Source organism: Sulfitobacter sp. PS-8MA, from assembly GCF_040933935.1.
GTDB lineage: Bacteria > Pseudomonadota > Alphaproteobacteria > Rhodobacterales > Rhodobacteraceae > Sulfitobacter.
In genome coordinates this window covers 95,154-113,023 of sequence record NZ_JBFQYJ010000008.1, presented here as the reverse complement: position 1 = coordinate 113,023, position 17,870 = coordinate 95,154, and the positions used below count along the sequence as shown (strand labels likewise).

The 17,870-nt window shown below is 63.1% G+C and carries 15 protein-coding genes; 4 read left to right on the top strand and 11 right to left on the bottom strand.

Annotated elements, in window-relative coordinates; translation table 11 throughout:
• Positions 1-34: 34 nt before the first annotated feature.
• Together AB4M76_RS18800 and AB4M76_RS18795 are read left to right on the top strand one after the other, a co-directional pair.
• A complete protein-coding gene (locus tag AB4M76_RS18800) occupies positions 35-2,101 on the top strand; it encodes a catalase (RefSeq protein ID WP_368443750.1) in 2,067 nt (688 codons plus the stop codon).
• Between the two features lie 157 nt (positions 2,102-2,258).
• Positions 2,259-3,842, top strand: a complete 1,584-nt coding sequence (locus AB4M76_RS18795; RefSeq protein ID WP_368443748.1) for a gamma-glutamyltransferase — start codon at positions 2,259-2,261, stop codon at positions 3,840-3,842.
• Between the two features lie 35 nt (positions 3,843-3,877).
• Here the strand turns inward: AB4M76_RS18795 and AB4M76_RS18790 are convergent, their stop codons facing one another.
• The 10 genes from AB4M76_RS18790 to glpD all read right to left on the bottom strand — a co-directional run bounded on the left by AB4M76_RS18790 (position 3,878) and on the right by glpD (position 14,424).
• Positions 3,878-5,050, bottom strand: a complete 1,173-nt coding sequence (locus tag AB4M76_RS18790) for an iron-containing alcohol dehydrogenase (RefSeq protein ID WP_368443746.1) — start codon at positions 5,048-5,050, stop codon at positions 3,878-3,880.
• Complete coding sequence (gene glpK, locus AB4M76_RS18785) at positions 5,014-6,510, bottom strand: glycerol kinase GlpK (RefSeq protein ID WP_368443744.1); 1,497 nt, start codon at positions 6,508-6,510, stop codon at positions 5,014-5,016. Before glpK ends, AB4M76_RS18790 begins: the two co-directional genes overlap by 37 nt.
• A gap of 73 nt (positions 6,511-6,583) precedes the next feature.
• The gene (locus tag AB4M76_RS18780; RefSeq protein ID WP_368443819.1) at positions 6,584-8,281 is read right to left on the bottom strand and encodes an extracellular solute-binding protein; all 1,698 of its coding nucleotides are present in this window, start codon (positions 8,279-8,281) and stop codon (positions 6,584-6,586) included.
• An 87-nt stretch (positions 8,282-8,368) separates the two neighbouring features.
• Positions 8,369-8,641: a DUF2160 domain-containing protein gene (locus tag AB4M76_RS18775; RefSeq protein ID WP_368443742.1), complete on the bottom strand. Its 273-nt coding sequence runs from the start codon at positions 8,639-8,641 to the stop codon at positions 8,369-8,371.
• The gene (locus AB4M76_RS18770; protein WP_368443740.1) at positions 8,641-8,868 is read right to left on the bottom strand and encodes a hypothetical protein; all 228 of its coding nucleotides are present in this window, start codon (positions 8,866-8,868) and stop codon (positions 8,641-8,643) included. Before AB4M76_RS18770 ends, AB4M76_RS18775 begins: the two co-directional genes overlap by 1 nt.
• Positions 8,868-9,755 carry a carbohydrate ABC transporter permease gene (locus AB4M76_RS18765; protein WP_368443738.1) on the bottom strand — a complete coding sequence of 296 codons (888 nt, stop codon included), beginning with the start codon at positions 9,753-9,755 and terminating at the stop codon, positions 8,868-8,870. The genes AB4M76_RS18770 and AB4M76_RS18765 overlap by 1 nt, the downstream gene beginning before the upstream one ends.
• Positions 9,755-10,627: a carbohydrate ABC transporter permease gene (locus AB4M76_RS18760; protein WP_368443736.1), complete on the bottom strand. Its 873-nt coding sequence runs from the start codon at positions 10,625-10,627 to the stop codon at positions 9,755-9,757. The genes AB4M76_RS18765 and AB4M76_RS18760 overlap by 1 nt, the downstream gene beginning before the upstream one ends.
• Complete coding sequence (locus AB4M76_RS18755) at positions 10,624-11,709, bottom strand: ABC transporter ATP-binding protein (protein ID WP_368443734.1); 1,086 nt, start codon at positions 11,707-11,709, stop codon at positions 10,624-10,626. The genes AB4M76_RS18760 and AB4M76_RS18755 overlap by 4 nt, the downstream gene beginning before the upstream one ends.
• Positions 11,709-12,794: an ABC transporter ATP-binding protein gene (locus tag AB4M76_RS18750; protein ID WP_368443732.1), complete on the bottom strand. Its 1,086-nt coding sequence runs from the start codon at positions 12,792-12,794 to the stop codon at positions 11,709-11,711. Before AB4M76_RS18750 ends, AB4M76_RS18755 begins: the two co-directional genes overlap by 1 nt.
• 13 nt (positions 12,795-12,807) lie before the next feature.
• On the bottom strand, positions 12,808-14,424 hold the full coding sequence (glpD, locus tag AB4M76_RS18745) for a glycerol-3-phosphate dehydrogenase (protein ID WP_368443730.1): 1,617 nt from the start codon (positions 14,422-14,424) through the stop codon (positions 12,808-12,810).
• A 193-nt stretch (positions 14,425-14,617) separates the two neighbouring features.
• On the opposite strand from glpD, the gene AB4M76_RS18740 reads away from it, so the two are divergent.
• Entirely contained in the window at positions 14,618-15,382 is a 765-nt protein-coding gene (locus AB4M76_RS18740) for a DeoR/GlpR family DNA-binding transcription regulator (protein ID WP_368443818.1), read from the top strand.
• Positions 15,383-15,512: 130 nt separating this feature from the next.
• Positions 15,513-16,367, top strand: a complete 855-nt coding sequence (locus tag AB4M76_RS18735; RefSeq protein WP_368443728.1) for an SDR family oxidoreductase — start codon at positions 15,513-15,515, stop codon at positions 16,365-16,367.
• On the opposite strand, the gene AB4M76_RS18730 is transcribed toward AB4M76_RS18735, so the two are convergent.
• The gene (locus AB4M76_RS18730; RefSeq protein WP_368443726.1) at positions 16,364-17,767 is read right to left on the bottom strand and encodes a trehalose-6-phosphate synthase; all 1,404 of its coding nucleotides are present in this window, start codon (positions 17,765-17,767) and stop codon (positions 16,364-16,366) included. The two genes, AB4M76_RS18735 and AB4M76_RS18730, sit on opposite strands and share 4 nt — an antisense overlap.
• Positions 17,768-17,870 lie beyond the last annotated feature (103 nt).

Here is a 17,870-nt window from a genome sequence, read left to right as displayed (position 1 = left end):
ATTTAAAATCGAAACGCCAACAGGAGAGAATATCATGACCGATAAGACACTTGGCAAAGGCGGCGAGCCGCGCCAGCAGACTACGGACCGCGACCGCACGATGACAACCGCCCAAGGCGGCCCGATCTCGGACGATCAAAACACGCTGTCGGCCGGCCCGCGCGGCCCGGCTTTGATGGCGGATCACGTCTTTCGCGAAAAGATGTTCCACTTTGACCACGAGCGCATCCCCGAGCGCGTCGTCCATGCGCGGGGCTATGGGGTGCATGGGCATTTCGAACTGAAAGAGGCGATCCCCGAACTCTCCTGCGCCGACATTTTCCAGCGCGTGGGCGAGAAAACCCCGACTTTCACGCGTTTCTCGACCGTGGCGGGCAACAAGGGTTCCTTTGACCTCGCCCGCGATGTGCGCGGCTTTGCGACCAAATTCTACACCCAGGAAGGCAACTGGGATCTGGTCGGCAACAACATCCCGGTCTTCTTTATCCAGGACGCGATGAAATTCCCCGATCTCGTGCACTCGGTCAAAGCTGCCCCCGACCGGGGTTTCCCGCAAGCGCAATCGGCGCATGACAACTTCTGGGACTTCGTCTCGCTCTCGCCCGAAGCGATCCATATGACGCTATGGCAGATGTCCGACCGGGCGATCCCGCGGTCTTTCCGCTTTATGGAAGGCTTTGGCGTGCATAGCTTCCGGCTGGTCAATGCCGAGGGCAAATCGCATTATGTGAAATTCCACTGGAAACCGAAACAGGGTCTGCAATCGGTGGTCTGGAACGAAGCGCTCAAGATCAACGGCGCGGACCCGGATTTCCACCGCCGCGACATGTGGGATGCCATCGACGCGGGCGACTTCCCGCAGTGGGATCTGGGCATTCAGGTGTTCGACGACGAATTCGCCGATAACTTCGAGTTCGACATCCTCGACGCCACCAAGATCATCCCCGAAGAGCAGGTGCCGGTGCGCATCATCGGCACGCTGACGCTCAACGCCAATGTCGACAACTTCTTTGCCGAGACCGAACAGGTGGCCTTTTGCACCCAGAACATCGTGCGCGGGATCGACCACACCAATGACCCGCTCCTGCAGGGCCGGAACTTTTCCTACCTCGACACGCAGCTGAAGCGCCTCGGCGGGCCGAACTTTACCCATATCCCGATCAACGCGCCGAAATGCCCCTTCCACCATTTCCAGCAGGACGGCCATATGGCGATGCACAACCCCAAGGGCCGGGTGAACTATGAGCCGAACAGCTGGGGCGAGGATGGTAACCCGCGCGAGAACCCCGAGATCGGGTTCAAGAGCTACCCCGAAGAGGTCAGCGGGACCAAGCAGCGCGTGCGCTCCGAGACATTCGCCGACCACTACAGCCAAGCGCGGCAGTTCTACATCAGCCAGACCGAGATCGAGCAGCAGCATATCGCGGCGGCCTATACTTTCGAGCTGTCGAAATGTCAGGAAGAGCGCATCCGCCTGCGCATGCTCGGCCATCTGATGAATGTGCATGACGATCTGGCAAAACAGGTGGCCGAAGGTCTGGGCGTCACCGAAATGCCCGAACCCGCCACCCCGGCCCGCGCGCCGATCACCGATTTGCCGCCTTCGGATGCGCTCAGCATTCTCAAGAACGGGCCGGACAGTTTCGCGGGGCGCAAGCTGGGGCTTTACCTCTCGGGCGGCGCGGATGCCGCGGTGGTCGAAGCATTGGAGAAAGCCTTTACCGACGAGGGCGCCATGGTCGCCATCGTGACACCGCATATCCAAGGCGTGACCCTCTCAGATGGCAGCACCCGCGCGGCAGACGAAAAGATCGACGGCGGCCCCTCGGTGGTCTTTGACGCCGTGGCGCTGGTCTTTGCCGATGATGCAAGCGGCAAGATCGCCAATAACAAACCGTCGCAGGATTTCGTCTCGGACGCCTATGCGCATAACAAGTTCATCGCATGGACCAAAGCCGCCGAGCCGCTCTTGAAAGCGGCGGGGGCGGATGACATGGACGGTGGCATGATGGAAGTCTCGGCAGACAACGCCACCGACTTCGTTCAGTCCTGCCGCAAGCTGCGCTTCTGGGAGCGCGAAGCCAAGCTGAACTGGGAGTGAGACCCGGCGGGCCAGAGGCGCAGACCTCTGGCCCCTTTGCGCCGCCCCTGAATTATTGCGATATTAATCATCGCCGCACCCTTGCCTATTCCCCTCTTGCTCGTTCTTCTGGCGCCACAGTGATTGTAACGCCGATTATGAGCAGGAGCCTTTCCAAATGTCTTTCAACCTGTCGCAGAGCACGCAGACCCGGAAAACCGTCATCGAAACCGAGCATGGTGTCGTCGCGGCGCAGCACCGACTGGCCGCGATCGCCGGGGCCGAGGTGCTCGCGGCGGGGGGCGATGCGGTGGATGCGGCGGTGGCGACATCCTTTGTTATCGGTGTGTTAGAGCCTTGGATGAGCGGCCCGGCAGGGGGCGGGGCGATGATGCTCTGGCGTGCGGAAGAGGGGCAGGCCCATGCGCTGAACCACGGCATGCGCAGCCCCGCCAAGTTGAACCCCGAAGACTACCCGCTAAGCGGGCGCGGCAAGGCGGGCGATCTCTTCCCATGGGAGCATGTCGAGGGTGACCGCAATGTGCAGGGCGCCGCCGCCGTGGCCGTGCCGGGGGTGGTCGACGGGCTCGGCCAAGCCCATGACCGTTTTGGCAAAATGCCCTGGGGCGATTTGCTTTCGCCAGCCATTGATCACGCCCGGAAGGGGATGGAGGTGGATTGGTATGCCGCGCTGATCATCGCCTCTTGCACACGGGAGTTGGCCAAGGACCCCGAGGCCGCGGCGCTTTTCCTCGAAGACGGGCAATGGCCCACGATCAGCGGCTGGACCGCGCTGGCGGAAAAGCGGTTGGACCAGTCGCGCATGGCCGACAGTCTGGACCAGATCGCCCGCCACGGCGCCCGCGCGCTTTACGACGGCGACCTCGGTGCCGCCATGGCGCAAGACGTGCAGGACAAGGGCGGCAGCCTGTCGCGCGACGACCTGCGGGCCTACCGCGCCGAATTCCACGCGCCGCTCGATTTCGCCTACCGTGATGCGCGTTTTCATGTGGTGCCGGGGCTGACCGCTGGCCCGACCTTCCGCGATACTTTCGCGTCACTGGAAACCGAAGACCTCGGCGCCACCCCCGGCCCGGACAGCTATGCCGCCATGGCCGCCGCGCTCAAGGGCGCCTATGCGCGGCGGCTCGGCACCATGGGCGACAGCGGCGAAAGCCCCGAGGCGCCAGGCTGCACCACGCATTTCTCGGTGGTGGACCGGCATGGCAATATGGTGGCCCAGACCCAGACGCTGCTGTCGATCTTTGGCGCCCGGGTGGTGTCGCCTTCCACCGGGTTTCTGATGAACAACGGCATTATGTGGTTCGACCCGGTGCAGGGCCGCCCGAACTCGCTGGGGCCGAACAAACGCTGCCTGATGAACGTCTGCCCGGTGATCGGCGAACAGGGGGGCAAGCGTTTCGCCTTTGGTGCCTCGGGCGGGCGCAAGATCCTGGGCGCGGTGGCGCAGCTGTCCTCCTTCGTGACCGATTTCGGCATGTCGCTGGAAGACAGTTTCCATGCCCCGCGCATCGACGCGTCCGACGCGGCCCATCTGATTGCGGACGAGAGCCTGCCGCGCGCGGTGCTCGACCGGCTGCGCGAGGACAACGAGGTCACCGAGACCAAACGCACGATCTTCCCCTATGCCTTTGCCTGCCCGGCGGGGGTGATGCGCGACGGGGGCCGCAATGCCGGCTGCACGGAGATCATGTCACCCTGGGGTGATGCCATTGCCGAGGATATGACACGGAAGCCTTGACCGTTACCGATGCCCAAGCGCACCGGGGCTGCGCCTTACAGGGCAGCCCTGACGCAGCCCTGCAGCGCCGCCTCTGACAAGACACAGGGGTTGCCCCGCATCGAGGACGACCTTGCCGCTTCGCGCGCGGTCTCGGCCAGATCGGCCTTTTCGGGAATCCAGCGCCCGAGCCGATCCAGCCCCCAATCATCCAGCAGGTCCGACAGCGCATAAAACGCCCCGGCGTCCGGCAGATCGAAGCCTTTCGCCAGCCAACTGCGCAGCTCGGCCATGTGCGCGGAGGGCCCCATCGCATCCGCATTCGCCGCCAGCACCGGCCCCAGCAACCGCCCGCAGATCAGCCCATGCGGCGCGCCAAAGCGCCCGCCGATCACCCCCGCCAGCCCATGCACCGCGCCCAGACCGGCGTTCGCCAGCGCCAAGCCGCCCGAGAGGCTGACATAGGCCAGCGCATCGCGGGCTGAGGCGTCCTCGTCCTTGGCAAGCTCACGCAGGGCGGTGATGCCCTGCGGGATCGCGGCGCGGCAGAGGGCATCGCTGAGGGGGTTGGCCTTGGATGAGAGATAGGGCTCGATCACCTGCACCAGCGCATCAAGGCCGGAGCCGAGGGTCACCGCGCGCGGCGCGTGGTCGGTCAGAGCCGGGTCGATCAGCGCCAGACGCGGCAGCATCCGGTCATCGCGCAGGCTCACTTTGCGCCCGGCCTCCGGCACGGCGATGACGGCGTTCTTGGTGACCTCCGCCCCGGTGCCTGCGGTGCTGGGCAGGGCGATCATCGGCAGCGGGTCCGCCGCAAGGGGTTGGCCCGCGCCCACGACTTCGAGATGGTCCATGACATCGCGGTCCGAGGGGATCAGCGCGGCGGCGGCTTTGGCGAGATCGATCACCGCGCCGCCGCCGATGCCCAGCACCACCTCCACCCCGCGCCCGGCCGCCACGGCGGCGCGCACGTCCTCCACCGTGGGCTCACCGCTGTGGCGCCGCTCGGTCACGTCACAGCCCGCCGCCCGCAGGTCCCGCGCCAGATCATCGGCCCAAGCGACCGACCCGCCGCGCAGCAACAAGACCTTGCGCCCATAGCGGCGCAGCGCCTCGACGGTTTCCCCGGCCACACCGCGGCCAAAACGGATGCGCCCGGCGGTGGCGAAAGCGAAGGGGGCGATGGGCTCCATCAGAACTGCAACGTGGCGTTCACGGCGCGTTTCCATGCGCCGTATTTTGCGTCCCGCGTTTCGGCGTCCATCTGCGCTTCGAACCGCCGGTCGAGCGCCCATTCGCTGGCGAATCCATCCATGTCGGGATAGATCCCGGCGCGGTGACCGGCGAGCCATGCGGCCCCGAGCGCGGTGGTTTCCAAGACGTCAGGACGGTCCACCGAGGCGCCGATCACATCCGACAGAAACTGCATCGCCCAGTCACTGGCGCTCATCCCGCCGTCGACGCGCAGGGTCGCGATCTCGCCCGCCTGCCCTTGCGCGGCCCAATCGGCCTGCATCGCCTCCAGCAGATCGCGGGTCTGGTAGCCGACGCTTTCGAGCGCGGCGCGGGCCAGTTCGGCGGGGCCGGAATTGCGCGTCAGCCCATAGATCGCCCCGCGACATTCGGCATCCCAATAGGGCGCGCCCAGCCCCACGAAGGCCGGCACCAGCACGACGTCTTGATGCGGGTCCGCCTGTTCGGCCAGCGCTTGGGTCTCGCCCGCTTCGCGGATCATCTTGAGCCCGTCGCGCAGCCATTGCACCACCGCGCCGGCGACGAAGATCGAGCCTTCGAGCGCATAGGTCGGCCTGCCGTCGAGTTGATAGGCAATGGTGGTGAGCAGGCGATTGGTCGAGGTTACCGCCGTCTCGCCTGTGTTGAGCAAGGCGAAACAGCCCGTGCCATAGGTCGACTTCATCATCCCGGGCTGGAAACAGGCCTGCCCGATGGTCGCTGCCTGCTGGTCACCCGCCACGCCGAGGATCGGGATCTCGCGGCCAAAGAGATCAGGGCGCGTGGTGCCGAAATCGGCGGCGCAGTCCTGCACCTCGGGCAGCATTTCGAGCGGCACGTCGAACATCTTGCAGATCGTCGTGCTCCAGCGGCCCTTGTGGATGTCGTAGAGCATCGTGCGGGCAGCATTGGTCGCGTCGGTCACATGGCGCGCGCCGCCGGTGAGTTTCCAGATCAGATAGCTGTCGACGGTGCCGAAGAGCAACTCGCCCGCCTTTGCGCGATCGCGTGCGCCTTCGACGTTATCGAGCATCCACTTCAGCTTGGTGCCCGAGAAATAGGGATCGGCCAGCAGGCCCGCGCGTTCGGTGATGATCTTGTCGTCGCCGCTCTCGCGCAGTTGGCGGCAAAAGTCAGCGGTGCGGCGGTCTTGCCAGACGATGGCATTATGCAGCGGCTGGCCGGTCTTGGCGTCCCAGACCAGCGTCGTTTCGCGTTGGTTGGTGATGCCGATGGCGGCGATGTCATCGGGGCGCAGCCCGGCCTTCTCGATCACCGCGCGGCAGGTGCCTGCGGTGGTGGACCACAGATCCTTCGGGTCATGTTCGACCCAGCCCGAGCGTGGGAAATACTGTGGAAATTCCTCTTGCGCGACGGCTTTCACCGCCATGTCGCTGTCAAAAAGGATGGCCCGCGACGAGGTGGTGCCCTGGTCGATGGCGAGGATATGGGTCATGGCGCGGGCCTTGATGTCTTGTGCAATGAAAAGGGGCCGGAACGCGGCTGCGCCCCGGCCCCCCAAAGTTGGCTTACTGCCAGGACTTGATCAACTCTTCATAGGAGATGGTCTCAGGCTCCGGGTCTTCGTTGTCGAGCTTGGCGACAGGAGACCCCTCCTGCTCCAGCCAATGCGAGGCCTCCATTTCCTCGTTCATCTTCGGGCCAAGCTCCCCCTGGACGCCGGCGCGTTCAAGACGTTCCATGACCTTTTCCTGCTCTTCGCAGAGGCTGTCGAGTGCTTCCTGCGGGGTTTTCGCACCGGACATGGCGTCGCCGATGTTCTGCCACCAGAGCTGCGCCAGCTTGGGGTAATCCGGCACATTCGTCCCGGTGGGCGACCAAGCGGTGCGCGCGGGCGAGCGGTAGAATTCCACCAGACCGCCGAGTTTCGGCGCCCGGTCGGTGAAGCTGTCGTGCTGGATCGTCGACTCGCGGATGAAGGTCAGACCGGCGTGGGACTTCTCGACATCGACGGTTTTCGAAGTGACGAACTGCGCATAGAGCCAGGCGGCTTTGGCGCGATCTACGGGCGTGCTTTCCATCAGCGTCCAGCTGCCCACATCCTGATAGCCGACCTTCTGGCCTTCTTTCCAGTAGGCACCATGCGGGCTGGGGGCCATGCGCCACTTGGGCGTGCCGTCTTCGTTCAGCACCGCCTTGGCGGCGTCGTTCACCATGTCGGCGGTGAAGGCGGTATACCAGAACATCTGCTGTGCGATGGCACCCTGCGCAGGCACCGGACCGGCTTCGCTGAAGGTCATGCCGGCGGCGGCGGGCGGGGAGTAGTTCTCCAGCCATTCGATCGCCTTGGTCACCGCATAGACCGCGGCTGCGTCGTTGGTGGCACCGCCACGCGCAACGCAGGAGCCGACGGGCTGCGAGTTCTCATTCACGCGGATGCCCCATTCATCGACCGGCAGGCCATTGGGCTCGCCCACGTCGCCCATGCCGGCCATCGACATCCAGGCGTCAGTGTAGCGCCAGCCGAGGCTCGGGTCTTTCTTGCCGTAGTCCATGTTGCCATAGACCTCGACACCGTCGATGGTGCGGCCGGTGAAGAACTCGGCAATGTCCTCATAGGCCGACCAGTTGACCGGCACGCCCAGCTCATAGCCGTATTTCTCTTTGAACTCGGCCATCAGCTCGGGATCAGTGAACCAGTCGTGGCGGAACCAATAGAGGTTGGCGAACTGCTGGTCGGGCAGCTGGTAGAGCTCTCCGTCCGGCGAGGTGGTAAAGTCCAGCCCGATGAAATCGTCGAGATCGAGACCGGGGTTGGTCACATCCGCGCCTTCATTCTCCATCCAGTCGGTCAGGCTGCGCGCCTGTTTGTAGCGCCAATGGGTGCCGATGAGGTCACTGTCATTGACATAGGCGTCATAGATATTCTCGCCCGACTGCATCTGTGTTTGCAGCTTTTCGACCACATCCCCTTCGCCGATCAGATCATGAGTGACATTGATGCCGGTGATCGCGCTGAAGGCGGGCGCCAGCACATTGGCTTCATATTCATGGGTGGTGATGGTCTCGGAGACCACCTTGATGTCCATGCCCTTGAACGGTTCAGCCGCGTCGATGAAGAACTGCATCTCCGCTTCCTGCTCTTCGCGGCTCAGTGCGGAGCGTTCGATTTCCTCGTCGAGGAACTTCTTCGCGGCCTCCATATCCGCGAAGGCCGGCCCGGCCAGCAGGCCGAGCGTCACCGCAAGCGCGGTGCTGGATTTCATCAGTGATCGTTTCATTGTGTCCTCCCTAGACATCTGGTCGTGTTTTTGGTGGCCGCCCCGGTTGCCCGGGATCAGCCGTGATTGCGCCTAGACCCAGCGAAATACGGCTGCGGCATAGGCAAGGCAGACCAGCAGCGCATAGGGCTGCGGCCCCGCCTCGAAACCCAGCCAGATTAGATTGATAAAGGCCGAGCCGAGAAGCGTGATGAACAGACGGTCACCACGGGTGGTTTCGATCCTGAGAATGCCCCTGCGCGGCGTCTCGGGGAATTTGATCGCGAGGATCGTGAAGGTGACCAGCAACAGCGCGATGACCCCAAAGAAGATCGCGGTGGGCATGGTCCAGGCCATCCAGGACATCAGTCTTCATCCTCATATTCTTCACTAGTCCATTCATCAATCGCATCGCCCCATCCATCACTTTGGGGCTGCCACTGGTACAATTCGATGTTCGAGTACGCGTTTGATGCTGATAATCTATTCATCTCAGCTTGCGCCGATTCGAAGTCTGTCGCGCCGCTTTCCATCGGCTTGTAAGCGACGATAAGGAAACGCGCTCGTTCATCATTTGGTGGTACAATTCCCATTACACTCTCCCTAAAGCAAAGCCCTTGGCGATGTAGTTGCGGACGAAATAGATCACGAGTGCGCCGGGCACGATGGTGAGCACCCCGGCGGCGGCCAGCACGCCCCAGTCGAGGCCCGAAGCGGAGACGGTGCGGGTCATGGTGGCGGCGATGGGTTTCGCGTCGACCGAGGTGAGCGTGCGCGACAGCAGCAGTTCGACCCAAGAGAACATGAAGCAGAAGAAGGCCGCGACGCCGATGCCGGAAGCGATCAGCGGCATGAAGATGCGCAGGAAGAAGCGCGGGAAGGAATAGCCGTCAAGATAGGCGGTCTCGTCGATCTCTTTCGGCACGCCGCGCATGAAGCCTTCGAGGATCCAGACCGCCAGTGGCACGTTGAACAGGCAATGCGCCAGCGCCACGGCGATATGGGTGTCAAAGAGGTTGACCGAGGAATAGAGCTGGAAGAACGGCAGCGCGAAAACGGCAGGCGGGGCCATGCGGTTGGTCAGCAGCCAGAAGAACAGGTGCTTGTCGCCCATGAAGCTGTAGCGCGAGAAGGCATAGGCCGCCGGCAGCGCCACGGCGAGAGAGATCACCGTGTTCATCACCACATAGATCAGGCTGTTGACATAGCCCATGTACCAGCTCGGATCGGTGAGGATCTTGGCATAATTCGCCAGCGTCAGATCCCGCGGGTAGAGCGAGAAGCTCCCCAATATCTCGGCGTTGGTCTTGAGGCTCATGTTGATGAGCCAATAGATCGGCAGCAGCAGGAAGATCAGATAGAGCGTCATCACCACCATCGAGCCACTGGGCCGGAAACGGCTGCGGCGGGCGCGTTTGCTGGCGGTCACATCACCCGGAATGGCGGCTGCGCCGGGGGCTTGTACGGTGCTGTCACTCATCAGACGCCATCCCTTTTGTCGAGGTTGACCATGACGGTGTAAAACACCCATGAGATCAACAGGATCACCAGAAAATACATCAGGCTGAAGGCCGCCGCGGGGCCAAGGTCAAACTGGCCGATGGCCATTTTCACCAAGTCGATGCTGAGGAAGGTCGTGGCATTGCCCGGCCCGCCACCGGTGACGACGAAAGGCTCCGTATAGATCATGAAACTGTCCATGAAGCGCAGCAGGATCGCGATCATCAGCACCCCCGCCATTTTCGGCAGTTCGATGTAGCGGAACACGGCCCAACGGCTGGCCTGGTCGATCTTGGCGGCTTGGTAATAGGCGTCCGGAATGGACTGCAGCCCGGCATAGGCCAAAAGCGCCACCAGCGAGGTCCAGTGCCAGACATCCATGACCACCACGGTGATCCAAGCGGCGGTGATGTCTTGGGTGTAGTTATAGGTGATCCCCAGCTTGTCGAGCGTATAGCCCAGCAGGCCAATGTCGACGCGGCCAAAGATTTGCCAGATGGTGCCGACCACATTCCACGGGATCAGCAGCGGCAGCGACATCAGCACAAGGCAAAAGCTCGCCCAGAACCCGCTTTTCGGCATGTTCAGCGCAATAAAGATGCCAAGGGGGATTTCGATGGCCAGAATGATGCCCGAAAAGATCAGCTGGCGGCCCAGAGCGTCCCACATCCGGTCGCTGTCGAGCATGTCGGAAAACCACTCAAGCCCGGCCCAGAAGAACTCATTGCGGCCAAAGGTGTCCTGCACCGAATAGTTCACCACCGTCATCAGCGGGATCACCGCCGAGAAGGCCACGAGGATCAGGACGGGCAGGACAAGGAACCATGCCTTTTGGTTGACGGTCTTGTTCATGCGGCCTCCCCCTCTGCGCTGACGCGCCAATCGTCGGCATAGACATTGATGCCCGCCGGATCGAAGCGGATCGCGGTGTTGTCGCTTGGCACGGGCGCGCCCTCTTCGGCGATGGCGCTGACCGGCTGGCCCGCGACGTCGAGGCGGATGATCTTGTGCCGGCCCACGTCCTCGACCCGCGTGATCTTGGCCGGCAGGCCCTGTCCCTCGCCATTGATGCGGATGAACTCGGGCCGCACGCCCAGCTGGGTCTTGCCGCCCTTGGGCGCGTAGCCCGCCCCGAGGTCGACGGCGGTGCCCGCGACCTGCGCGGTGCTGCCCGTGATCTCGGCGTCAAAGAGGTTCATGCCCGGCGAGCCGATGAAGTAACCCACAAATGTATGCGCGGGCCGTTCGAACAATTCCTGCGGCGTGCCGATCTGCACCACGCGGCCGTCATACATCACCACCACCTTGTCGGCGAAGGTCAGTGCCTCGGTCTGGTCGTGGGTGACATAGATCATCGTATGGCCGAACTCGTGATGCAGCGATTTCAGCTGGGTGCGCAGTTCCCACTTCATATGCGGGTCGATCACCGTCAGCGGCTCGTCAAATAACAGCGCGTTGACATCCTCGCGCACCATGCCCCGACCGAGCGAGATCTTTTGCTTGGCATCCGCCGTCAGCCCCCGCGCCTTGCGGTTCAACACGTCTTCCATGCCGATCATCTGGGCGATCTGCTGGACGCGGGCAGCGACATAAGAGGCATCCGCCCCCCGGTTGCGCAGCGGAAAGGCGAGATTGTCGCGCACCGTCATCGTGTCGTAGACCACCGGGAACTGGAACACCTGCGCGATGTTGCGCTCTGCCGTGGGGGCCTGGGTCACATCCACATCGTTGAAGAGAATGCGTCCCTGGCTCGGCTGCAACAGCCCTGAGATGATATTGAGCAGGGTGGACTTGCCACAGCCCGACGCGCCCAAAAGCGCATAGGCTTCGCCGTCGATCCAGTCGTGGTTCAACTCTTTCAGCGCATAGTCATCCTCATGCTGCGGGTGGGGCAGATAGGAATGGGCGAGGTTATCAAGCGTGATCTTGGCCATTACGCCACCTCCGCATAGGGCGCGGCAGAGACGAGCCCGCCCTCCGCGTCGAACAGATAAATATGCGCCGGGTCCAGATAGACCGGCAGCGATTGGCCGGGTTTCAGATGCTGGATGCCATGCACCAAGCCAACCCATGTCGCGCCGTGATAGTCGAGATGCACGAAAGTCTCAGACCCGGTGATCTCGGTCACGTTCAGCACCGTCTCAAAACCAATGGCGCCGGGCGCTTGCGCGGTCAGTGTCAGGTGGTTGGGGCGGAAACCGGCGGTGTATTCGCCGTCGCGCAGATCAGCCATGCCCGCCGGTGCGGCCATCTCGCCGCCGTCAAAACGCAGGGTCTCACCCGCTTTGGTCATGCTGAGAAAGTTCATCGGCGGGTCAGAGAACACCCGCGCGGTGGTGGCGTTTTCAGGCCGGCGATAGACGCTCGGCGTCGGGCCGAATTGCGTGACCTTCCCCTCCCAGAGCGTTGCGGTGTTGCCGCCCAAAAGCAGCGCTTCCTCCGGCTCCGTGGTGGCATAGACAAAGATCGACCCGGCGCGCTCGAAAATGCGCGGGATCTCGGCGCGGAGTTCTTCGCGCAGCTTGTAGTCGAGGTTGGCCAGCGGCTCGTCGAGCAGCACCAGGCCCGCGTTCTTGACCAACGCCCGCGCCAGGGCGCAGCGCTGCTGCTGCCCGCCCGAAAGCTCCAGCGGCTTGCGGTCCAGCATCGGGGTCAGCTGCATCAGCTCGGCGGTGTCGCGCACCGCGCTGTCGATCTCGCTTTTGGTTTTGCCCATCAGCTTCAGCGGCGATGCGATATTGTCGTAAACGCTCATCGACGGGTAGTTGATGAACTGCTGATAGACCATCGCCACCTTGCGGTCCTGCACCCGCATCCCGGTGACATCCTCGCCGTTCCAGATCACCTGCCCCGTCGCTGGCACATCCAGCCCCGCCATCAACCGCATGAGTGAGGTCTTGCCCGAAGACGTTGGCCCCAAAAGCACGTTCATCGTGCCTTTTTCCAAGGTCAGATCGGTCGGGTAGATATGGGTCTGGCCCGCCACCGTCTTTGACACGTTCTTCAGGATCAAACTCACCTTCGCCCTCCCCTCATTCCGCCGCTGCGGCGGTTTGCTTTTCGATGCGCGCGCGCATCCAGTCTTCCAGACGCGCGGCCTGCGGCGCATCCAAGCGCAGGCCCAGTTTGCTGCGCCGCCAAAGCACATCGTCGGCGCTGCGCGCGTATTCGCGGTCCATCAGCCAAGCCACCTCACGCGCGGTCAATGTCGCGCCGAAATGCTCGCCCAGATCAGACAGGTTCCGGGCCTCCCCCAAAAGCGCGGTGCTGTCGGTGCCATAGGCCCGGACCAGCCGCGCGGCCCAACGCTGATCGAGGAAATCGTAATCCGCTTTCAGCCGCGCGATCAAGCGCGCGACACCGTCCACCGCAAAATCACCCCCCGGCAGCGGGACACCTGCCGTCCAATCCGGGGGCAGCCCGTCAAAATGCGGCGCGATCAGTGCAAGCGCATCTTCGGCAAGCTTGCGGTAGGTGGTGATCTTGCCGCCAAAGACATTGAGGATCGGCGCGCCGCCGGTCTCATCCACCTTGAGCGTATAGTCCCGCGTCGCCGCCGTGGCGCTGGTGGCCCCGTCATCATAGAGCGGGCGCACGCCGGAATAGGTCCAGACGATATCGGCGCGGCTGATGTCCTGCTTGAGATAGCCGTTGACGAAGTTGATCAGATAGTCCTGCTCTTCGGGGGTGCAGACCGGCGCGACCGACGGGTCGGGGTGATCCGCGTCCGTGGTGCCGATCAGGGTGAAATCCTGCTCATAGGGGATCGTGAAGATGATCCGCCCGTCGGTGCCTTGGAAGAAATAGCATTTGTCATGATCGTAGAGCCGTTTGGTCACGATATGACTGCCGCGCACCAGCCGCACCCCTTCGGAGGAGTTCAGCCGCGCGGTGTTGTGGATGATGTCACCGACCCAAGGGCCGCCCGCGTTCACCAGCATCTTCGCGTGGATCACCTCTTGCGGGCCATCCGCGCCATGCGCGACCGTCACCGCCCAGCCGTCCTCTTCGCGCGTGGCCGAGAGCACTTTGGTCTGGGTCATGATACGGGCCCCGCGCAATTCGGCATCGCGGGCATTGAGCACGACAAGGCGCGAATCCTCGATCCAGCAATCGGAGTACTCGAACGCCTTTTCGAACCGCGCGTCCAAAGGCGCGCCCTCCGGGCTGCCGCGCAGTGAAAGGCTTTCCGTCGCGGGCAAAATCTCGCGCCCGCCGAGATTGTCATAGAGAAACAGCCCCAAGCGGATCAGCCAAGCCGGGCGCCGCCCGCGCATCCACGGCATGAAGACGCGCAGCAGCTTGGACGTCGGCGTATCCCCCTCGAACCGCATGTCGCGGTGGTAGGGCAGCACGAAACGCATTGGCCAAGAGATATGCGGCATGGCTTTCAACAGCACTTCGCGCTCGGCCAGAGCGTGGCGCACGAGGCCGATCTCGAAATACTCCAGATAGCGCAGGCCGCCGTGAAAAAGCTTGGTCGAGGCGGAAGAAGTCGCAGAGGCGAGATCATTCATCTCGGCCAGCGAGACGCTGAGCCCCCGCCCCGCCGCATCCCGCGCAATGCCCACACCGTTGATGCCGCCGCCGATGATGAAAAGGTCGACCGAGCTCTGCACGTCAGACGGTTCGGACAGGTGCTGCGTCATCCGACTCTCCCCAAGTCTGGCCTTTTGCCTATGGGATAGTGTTACGAAACGACTCCGATCTGCACAAGTTTTATTTTCGTTTGTGTTCGTTTAATGTCGATACCGAACATGATCCCCCGCGCGCCTCGTGCGATGGCTTGCGCCGATGGTCGCTTTGGCGGTAAAACGCGTCAGTTCAGGCAGGAGCAACACCATTTCACAGACTTTCCGGCACCCCGATATTCTGGAAATCGCCCGGCGCGAGGGCAAGGTCACCGTCGATGGGCTGGCCGAGTATTTCGGCGTCACCCATCAGACCATCCGCCGCGACCTGACCGAACTGGCCGACAGTGGCAAGCTGGAGCGGGTGCATGGCGGCGCGGTACTGCCTTCGGGCGCCAGCAACATCGGCTACGCCGAGCGGCGCAACCTGCATGAAGAGGCCAAGACCCGCATCGCCCGCGCCTGCGCCGCGCATATCCCCGACGGATGTTCGCTGTTTCTCAATATCGGCACCAGCACCGAGGCCGTGGCCCGCGCCCTGCTGCACCACCGCGATCTGATGGTGGTGACCAACAATATGAATGTGGCGAATATCCTCGTGGATAACCCCGAATGCCGCATCGTGCTGACCGGGGGTGCCCTGCGCCGGGCCGATGGCGGTCTGGTGGGCAATCTGACCATTGAGACGATCCGCCAGTTCAAATTCGACATCGCGGTGATCGGCTGCTCGGCCATGGATGCCGACGGCGATCTTTTGGACTTCGACATCGAAGAGGTCGGCGTCAGCCAATGTATCATCGCGCAGTCGCGCAAGACCTTTCTGGTCACAGACCACTCGAAATTCAAACGCTCCGCCCCCGCCCGCATCGCTTCGGCGCGGGAGATGGATATGTTCTTTACCGACCTGCCCCTGCCCCCCGGCCTGAGCGAAAGATGCCGCGAATGGCACACCGATGTGGTCTTCGCCCCGAACTGAAAAGCGATCGGCGGGATCACTCCGACCCCTGCGCGGCGGCGGAACCGGCGCGGCGATCAGACATTGGTCTAACATATCTTCAACCTTAACGGGGGCCCGCCCGCGGGCCGCCGCCAGAGAGGAGCATGTGATGACCGAGAAAGATTTCGACGCATTGGACAGCCCGCAGGACCAACCGGGCCGCGAGCATAAGATGGACCCGGCCCCCGAGTATATGCCCCGCTATCCCGGCTCCGGCAGGCTCAAGGGCAAGACCGCGCTGATCACCGGGGGCGACAGTGGCATCGGGCGCGCCACGGCGATCCTCTATGCCCGCGAGGGGGCGGATGTGGCGATCGTCTACCGCGAGGAGAGCCGCGACGCGGAAGAAACCCAGCGTTTGGTAGAGGCCGAGGGCCGAGAGGCGCTGCTGATTGCGGGCGACGTGGGGGAGAAATCCTTTTGCGCGGATGCGGTGAGCCGCACGCTGGAGCGCTTTGGCAAGATCGACATTCTGGTGAACAACGCGGGCGAACAACATGCCCAAGAGGGGCTGGAGGACATCGAAGAAGCCCAGATGGAACGCACCTTCCGCACCAATATCTTTGGCACCATTCTGATGACCCAGGCGGTGCTGCCGCATCTTAAGAAAGGCGCGCGGATCATCTGTGTGACCTCGATCACCGCCTATAAGGGACAGGACCTGCTGCTCGACTATGCCTCGACCAAAGGCGCCATTCTGGCCTTCCTGCGGGCGATGGCGAGCAAGCTGGCACCGGAGGGGATTTTGGTGAATGGCGTGGCACCAGGGCCGATCTGGACACCGCTGATCCCGGCCTCCTTCCCCGCCGATAAAGTCGAGGAATTCGGCGAAAACAGCCCGCTTGGCCGCGCCGGGCAACCCAATGAGGTCGCACCCTCGCTGCTGTTCCTCGCCTGTGAGGATTCATCCTTCATGAGCGGTCAGGTGCTGCATCCCAATGGCGGCACCCCGGTCGGCGGCTAGGCTTCCGACTTCACGCGCGGCGTTGGTTTGACGACCAGCGTCGCGGCGCATTTCTGAAGCGTTCGGACATAGCTTTGCGACCATTTGGTGACATCCGTCGCCCGCACCTGTTCCATACAGGCCGCATAGCGCTGTTTGCGCTCTTCCAGTGGCATGGTGAGCGCGGTTTTCAGCGCCTCGCTCATCTCTTCGATATCATAGGGGTTCACCAAAAGCGCCTCGGTCAAATCCTCCGCCGCGCCGGCCATATGCGACAGCACCAGCACGCCGGGGTCTTCCGGGTCTTGCGCGGCGATATATTCCTTGGCCACAAGGTTCATCCCATCGGCAAAGGGCGTCACCACCCCGACCCGCGCGCGGCGGTAGAGCCGGGCCAGCAGGTCTCGGTCAAGGTTGCGGTGGATGTAGCGCAGCGGCGTCCAGTCGATCTCGCCATGCTCGCCATTGACCCGGCCCACCAGTTCCTCCAGCTCATAGCGCAACTCCCGATAGGCCGAGACTTCTTCCCGGCTGGGCGGGGCGATCTGCACCATGCTGACCCGGCGCTCGCGCTCGTCGCGGGTTTCCAGATAGCGGCCAAAGGCGCGGAATCGGTTGGGCAGCCCTTTGGAATAGTCAAGCCGGTCCACCCCGATCACCAGATCCCCGCTCATGTCGTCTGCCAGCTTGTCGCCCTGCCCGTCGCTCTGGGCGGCTTTGACAAAACTGTCGACGTCAATGCCAATGGGGAAAGACTGCACCGCCACGGTGCGCGAGCCGCATTTGACGGTGCCGTCCATCATGAACTCCGCCTTGCTCTCGGCCCGAAACATCTCAAGGCAGCGCGCCACATCGGCGCGGGTTTGCAGACCGACCAGATCGTAATCCGCGAGCCATTGGGGGAGGTTGGCCGCGCGAGGCAGAGCCCCCAGATCCCCCAGGGCGGGAAAGGGGATATGCAGGAAGAACCCGATCTTTCCGGTAAAGCCGGTCTTGCGCAGCTCGCTTGCCAGCGGGAAGAAATGGTAGTCGTGCACCCAGATCATATCCTCGGCGCCCGCGACCTCGGCCACCTGCCGCGCCAGACGGGCGTTGACGGCTGCATAGCCCTCCTCATAGCCGCGGTCGAGCTGCACCAGATCGCCGCGGCGGTGACAGACGGGCCAGAGCACCGAATTGGAAAACCCAAGGTAGAAATTCTCGTAATCGGCGCGGGTCAGACGAAAGGCCAGCCGTTCATATTGCGCCTGCTCACCGTATGGGCTCAGACCGTCGGTAGGCTCTTCGACCAGATCCGGATGCGAGCCGATCCAGATGCCGCCGATCTTGCGCAGGGTTTCATGCAGCGCGAAAACCAGTCCGCCAGCGGGGGCCGCCTCGGAGGGAATACGGTTCGAAATTACGATTAATTTTCCAGCCATTTCGTCGCCTCGGGGAAAGATCTCTTTGGCAAGTCTCGGCAAGCCATACTCCTACCGAACCAATGGTCAAGCCGCCCCAAAGGTTCCCGCCTGGCGTGCCGGT

Bases quoted from the DNA above. Each gene is read 5' to 3' on its own strand.
- glpK (WP_368443744.1), bottom strand. From the start codon at position 6,510: ATGACCCATATCCTCGCCATCGACCAGGGCACCACCTCGTCGCGGGCC.
- AB4M76_RS18775 (WP_368443742.1), bottom strand. From the start codon at position 8,641: ATGTCCTGGATGGCCTGGACCATGCCCACCGCGATCTTCTTTGGGGTC.
- AB4M76_RS18735 (WP_368443728.1), top strand. From the start codon at position 15,513: ATGACCGAGAAAGATTTCGACGCATTGGACAGCCCGCAGGACCAACCG.
- AB4M76_RS18760 (WP_368443736.1), bottom strand. From the start codon at position 10,627: ATGAACAAGACCGTCAACCAAAAGGCATGGTTCCTTGTCCTGCCCGTC.
- AB4M76_RS18795 (WP_368443748.1), top strand. From the start codon at position 2,259: ATGTCTTTCAACCTGTCGCAGAGCACGCAGACCCGGAAAACCGTCATC.
- AB4M76_RS18800 (WP_368443750.1), top strand. From the start codon at position 35: ATGACCGATAAGACACTTGGCAAAGGCGGCGAGCCGCGCCAGCAGACT.
- AB4M76_RS18765 (WP_368443738.1), bottom strand. From the start codon at position 9,755: ATGAGTGACAGCACCGTACAAGCCCCCGGCGCAGCCGCCATTCCGGGT.
- AB4M76_RS18755 (WP_368443734.1), bottom strand. From the start codon at position 11,709: ATGGCCAAGATCACGCTTGATAACCTCGCCCATTCCTATCTGCCCCAC.
- AB4M76_RS18770 (WP_368443740.1), bottom strand. From the start codon at position 8,868: ATGGGAATTGTACCACCAAATGATGAACGAGCGCGTTTCCTTATCGTC.
- AB4M76_RS18790 (WP_368443746.1), bottom strand. From the start codon at position 5,050: ATGGAAACGCGCCGTGAACGCCACGTTGCAGTTCTGATGGAGCCCATC.
- AB4M76_RS18780 (WP_368443819.1), bottom strand. From the start codon at position 8,281: ATGAAATCCAGCACCGCGCTTGCGGTGACGCTCGGCCTGCTGGCCGGG.
- AB4M76_RS18730 (WP_368443726.1), bottom strand. From the start codon at position 17,767: ATGGCTGGAAAATTAATCGTAATTTCGAACCGTATTCCCTCCGAGGCG.
- glpD (WP_368443730.1), bottom strand. From the start codon at position 14,424: ATGACGCAGCACCTGTCCGAACCGTCTGACGTGCAGAGCTCGGTCGAC.